General features: G+C 37.8%; 4 protein-coding genes and 1 pseudogene. All 5 read right to left on the bottom strand.

Annotated features, from left to right (window positions below):
* Positions 1–136: 136 nt before the first annotated feature.
* Positions 137–808: a hypothetical protein gene (locus FD01_RS09685; RefSeq protein ID WP_056963971.1), complete on the bottom strand. Its 672-nt coding sequence runs from the start codon at positions 806–808 to the stop codon at positions 137–139.
* A 17-nt stretch (positions 809–825) separates the two neighbouring features.
* Positions 826–1,668, bottom strand: coding sequence for a class C sortase (locus FD01_RS09690; protein WP_056963974.1), 843 nt, complete (start codon positions 1,666–1,668; stop codon positions 826–828).
* Positions 1,669–1,670: 2 nt separating this feature from the next.
* Positions 1,671–3,575, bottom strand: coding sequence for a pilin N-terminal domain-containing protein (locus tag FD01_RS09695; RefSeq protein WP_056963976.1), 1,905 nt, complete (start codon positions 3,573–3,575; stop codon positions 1,671–1,673).
* A complete protein-coding gene (locus FD01_RS09700; protein ID WP_054719494.1) occupies positions 3,557–4,261 on the bottom strand; it encodes a class A sortase in 705 nt (234 codons plus the stop codon). The genes FD01_RS09695 and FD01_RS09700 overlap by 19 nt, the downstream gene beginning before the upstream one ends.
* Positions 4,262–4,270: 9 nt before the next feature.
* Positions 4,271–5,027 (bottom strand): annotated as a pseudogene (locus tag FD01_RS16300) (hypothetical protein); the annotation flags it as partial.

Genomic DNA, 5,027 nt, shown 5'->3' on the forward strand with positions numbered 1-5,027 from the left:
GGCAAGGCCAACTAGTTTTTATTATTTAATGTGTCAACTTGACAGGGTACAGTACCTCTTTATTGATGAGGTGTTTTTACCGCTGAAATATACTCTTTTATAGACGGTCGGTTATTAGGTGCTTACGTTCAAAATGTCAAAATCGGTTAGTCAATTTGTGCCAAACAAGTTTGAAAAAATTTTCAAGCGTTGGGTTTTTCTCATTTTTAAACCCAGTTTGATACATTTTGTGATAAGAAACATTGCCTCCAGTTGTAGCTTCCTGTGAAGGTGTAGTTGATGGCAGCGGCTTCAGGTAGGCATCGATGCGTTTTACTGTATTTCCTTGATTATCGATTGCCGGCACTAAAATGACTAAGGGCTGCGGTTGGGTCGTCGAAGCAGCTACCGTTTTCCCGACGACATAAAAAGCTTTTAACTTTGCATTGGCCGGCAAATCAATCGTTGCGATCTGTTCAGTCGTACTTGCCGGTGTACTGGTGACCTGTCCGAAAAGTTCAAGCTGATCAGCATTTAACCGCTCGACCCGCTTTAACAGGACCGTTGCTAAAAATTCTCTTTGATCACTGCTTGAAAGTGAGACATCCTTGAAAGCTGAATCTTGCGCCAGTATTTTTTGCAGGTATAAAGTGGCATCATAGATTTTAAAAGTCGTCTTGGCAGCCAGTTCATCTTTTTGGTGCAAAACTAGCAATTGGGTCAAAGAATCAGCTACCACAGGAGTTGCCAAGCTCCAGGTACCTAAAATCAGCAAGCCAAAACCGAATATCAATAAACAAATTTGCCGCCATATTACCCGTGCTTTCATTGACCCACTCCTTTCATCTAATTTCTAATCTGATGCCTTTTCTTTATTTTTCGTTTACTCCACCAGTGCAGTAATAATACTAAGGCTAAGATAGCTACCGTGATAATCAAAGCCCACGCAAAAGGTGAAAGACTATTACGGACAATTTTTTCTTCATGATATGGGATACGATGACCCCGCACCAGTAATCGGTGAGTGTTGATAAACAGTGGGACACAAGTTACCAATGTAGCATAGTTTTTCCCTGCTGTCGCCTGCAAATATGGCAGCATTTTACTCGGTAAAACCGTTCGCATTTTATCAACTCGGTACGCTCTGATTTTACCATGAATCTTCAAATAAAATTTATCACCAACTTTTAGCCGTGGTAAATTAGTAAACAATTTAGCAATTGACAAACCACTGTGACCTAAAATTACTAAATTCTTACCTTTTCCATTACCAGCCAAATCACTGGCACCATTCAGTAATCCGGCACCATTGTCTAACGCCGTTTCACTGACTGTATCAAAAACTGGGAGTTGTAATTTAATCTTTGGAATTGCTAAAACTGCAACTGTATTTAGCTGACTCAAAGCAACATTAACTGTTGATTTACTTTTCCTTTGCTGCGTAAACGGATCAGCATCGGTAATCTTAGTTTGATGATCCTGCAGGTGATACAAATGTAGCAAATATTTTTTGGCTGACATTTTCCCTGTTTGCTGATCATAATTATCAATTGCCGCTTGCTGCCGCTGACTTAAAAGTTGATCAGAAATAAATGGATATGTTGCTACTCCAATCAATAAAACTACTAAAAGGCAATAGAAAAGATTACCAGTAAGTCCACGTTTTTTCCTGTCAGTTTTTTTAGCCATAATTATGCGTTAACTTTTCTTGCTTTGCGATATTCTTTAACTCCCAAGGTCGTGCCAATAACGATGACTAAAGCAATGATTAACATCAACCATTGACTACCGGTTGACAACAATCCTTTGGCATTATCATCAACCTCGATCGTCTTGCTATTACTACTTTCATCAACAGTAAATGATAAATCACTTGTTCGTAACTGATAACCAGTGGGAGCTTTAATTTCTTTCAAAGAATACGCTCCCTTTGCTAAACCTTCAACTGAGAAGGTGCCATCAGTTCCAGAAGTAAAGACAGTTGCATCATCTTGGGAGCTTACCCAATTTGAAGTACCATCACTTATCTGTTTCAAATACTCACTGTTACTATTCCTAACGACAAATTCAGCACCACTTAAAGCCGAATTACCAGTGCCAGTACCCAAAATACCTGCTGATTTCTTGATAAATTGAGCACCATAAGTGTAAACGGTTGCTTTACCGGTATTAGTATTTTTTCCTGTTCCATTATTCCAGTTCAAATTATAATTATTATCAATATCTGTAGCAACTTTAGCTGTTGTTGGATCAAGTGCCATACTATAACTAATCGTAACCACTTTGCCAGCCAGAGAAGAATTTAACAGCTGATTGCTGCTGTCTAAAAAGTCAATCTTATAAGTCTTATTATCAGTATCATAGGTTAAATTGTAATCAGTGCTTTTAGTCAATGCTGTTTGTGTACCATCAACACTATCACCGTAAGTTAAAGTAAAAGCAGTATCTGAAGAATACTTCAAACCAGTTCCTGGTGTATCGACCCAGTTAAATTCGGTGTAATCACTAATATTATTTGGGGCGGTGATCGTTGCTTGATATTTTACAGTAGCACCTTGATCAAATGAATTATCCGTTGAGGATCCATTAGTGACCGTTTTAGTTGAAGCTGGTTTTTGATAGTTGATATAAGTTTGGTCAGTTGGTGTGACATTGCCATCGCTACCAATTGTAAATGTTAACTTATTGTTTGCATCATTTAACGCATCTTTACCTAACAAATAGCCATCACCTGCTGAACCATCAGTTGAAACATCATCACTAGCTTCCTCAACAAAGTAGTATGAACCAACCGTTAAGTTAGTTGCTTTGATTTTACCATTATCATCCGTTGTCAGTTCAACCTCACTACCATCAGAATTGGTTACCTGAGTGCCTGAGCCTGGAGTACCCTTATAAAGCAAGAACTTAGCTCCTGCTAAAGCTGCAGCCGATTGTCCATTCTTTTCAGCTTGTTTAGTCAAAGTAAAGCTTAACGTTTGAATCTCATTTTTAGGATAAACGTTGACTGTACTCAAATATCCATCGCCAGTGCTATTAGTCATTGGTGTAACAATCACCATTGGCTGTGCAGTTGTTTTAATCAATTTGCTGGACTTTGTTTCAGCAATTAAATAAACATGATGATTTTGTGAGGATGAATAATTTGGCAAGTCACTAAAAGTTACCGTTCCATCAGTACCTACATCCTTTTGATTTGCCACTTTATTAGCATCAGTTTCATATGTTGAAGCATTCTCAACAATTTCCGAAATATCACCATTAGTCAGACCATCTGTTGAGTATTTACTTGAAACACCGCTGGTAATGTCATAAACCGTAAAACCTACATCACCATATTTAGATGGATCATAAGCAGAGACAGTACTTGGTAAAGACAATTCACTACCATCATTGTCTATGCTTGGTGCTGTACCAGTATACTGCAATTTATGAACTGTAATGTCTACCGTTGAAGATGGAGTAGTATTATCTGCATGTACTTTTGAAGAATTATTTTGCAAACTTAAGCCTAATAAAGCTCCCAATAAAGCTAAGACCGCAACACCAATAACCAGGAGTTTGCTGGTCTTTGTTTTTAAAGAATTAGAATCCATTGATTAATCTCTCCTTTTTTAATTTTCCCTTCACTAATTAATTTACCTTGAACTACCCGTCGTTTATGGCCAACCTGTGCACAATCATAAACGGTTACAATTGGTGTTTGTTTTCCCGTAGGTAGCCAATAAGCTGAACCTTTGGCTGGAATGCCATCAACTAGCTTGACATACGGTGAAACGACTCGATTGCTGTAAACCTGATAAGAAAAACGATAATGTTTGTTATATAAATAGACACGATCACCTACTTTAACGCTTTTCAAATCACTTAATAGCACACCCGGCAAACGCATATTATGACCAGCAAGGACATAATTGCCTTTTCCCATTTGTGAGTCATAGTAATAATCTTTAGCAACTCCCAAGGACAATGTATAACGATTGATCCCTGAAAAAATCGGTAAATCAACTTTAATACTCGGAATTTTTAGGATACCGCTTGCATAGCGATTATACCCTTTGTCCTGAGCTTTTCTTCGATTGCGATTCAAGCTTGAAATAGTTTGTGAATTGATGCGCCCATTACCTAAAAATCGGCTGTTCAGCTCTACTTGAGGAGCCTGGCGCAATTGGTAATATAAATAATAGCGATAACCACGCCAACCTAGATAGGTTAACATCATAATACAAAACAAAATTCCAACCGAGTAGACTAGTTGTTTGATATGCTTTTCTTGTTTCATAAAATTATCCTACTCTTTGGCTCGCCGGTGCTTAGAAATTACTACGATGGCAATTCCCAAAACAATAATCAAAATGACGATTGCCAGCAACCGTTGACTAGCAGTTTGTGGGATATACTTGATTACACGAACTGTTACTCGATTCGTATTATTGCTATATTTTTTATCAATTCCAACTGTAGCGGTATTGTTGATATCTGTCTCAGTTGGGGCATTGGCATTTATTTGACAATCCAACTCAAGAATATACTTTCGCTGATCATAAACCATATGCGAATTCGTCGAACTATTAAAATCAGATGGATTGGGTAGAAAATCAGCACTAAACGCAAAATTAACAGTTGTCTTTCCATCAGTTGTCGTAGAAGATAAGGTTCCAACACTCGAATTATCTTTGCTATTTGTTGAAAAATCCCATGATGTGATTTTGGTACCATTACTTGATTCAGCAACTATCTTACCCGTTCCTAGAAATGTTACGTTATCAGGTAATTCATCACGATAAGTAAATGATGTATACGGTGTCATCACATCTACACCTAAATCACCAACTTGTTGTGCAATTTTATAGACGATATCTGTTCCAGCAAAAAGTTCCTTGGAAGTATCGTTATAATCAACGTTGTTACCCGAAGTATCATCAACTGCTTTAGTCGGCGTTTCCGGTGGAGCATTCCATAAGGATTCAGAAGATAAAGAAAACCACATATTAGATGTATACTGATAATAATCCAGCATCCCAATTCGCATATCGATTTCAGTTTGG

The organism is Lacticaseibacillus manihotivorans DSM 13343 = JCM 12514 (assembly GCF_001435035.1).
In the GTDB taxonomy this organism is placed as follows: domain Bacteria; phylum Bacillota; class Bacilli; order Lactobacillales; family Lactobacillaceae; genus Lacticaseibacillus; species Lacticaseibacillus manihotivorans.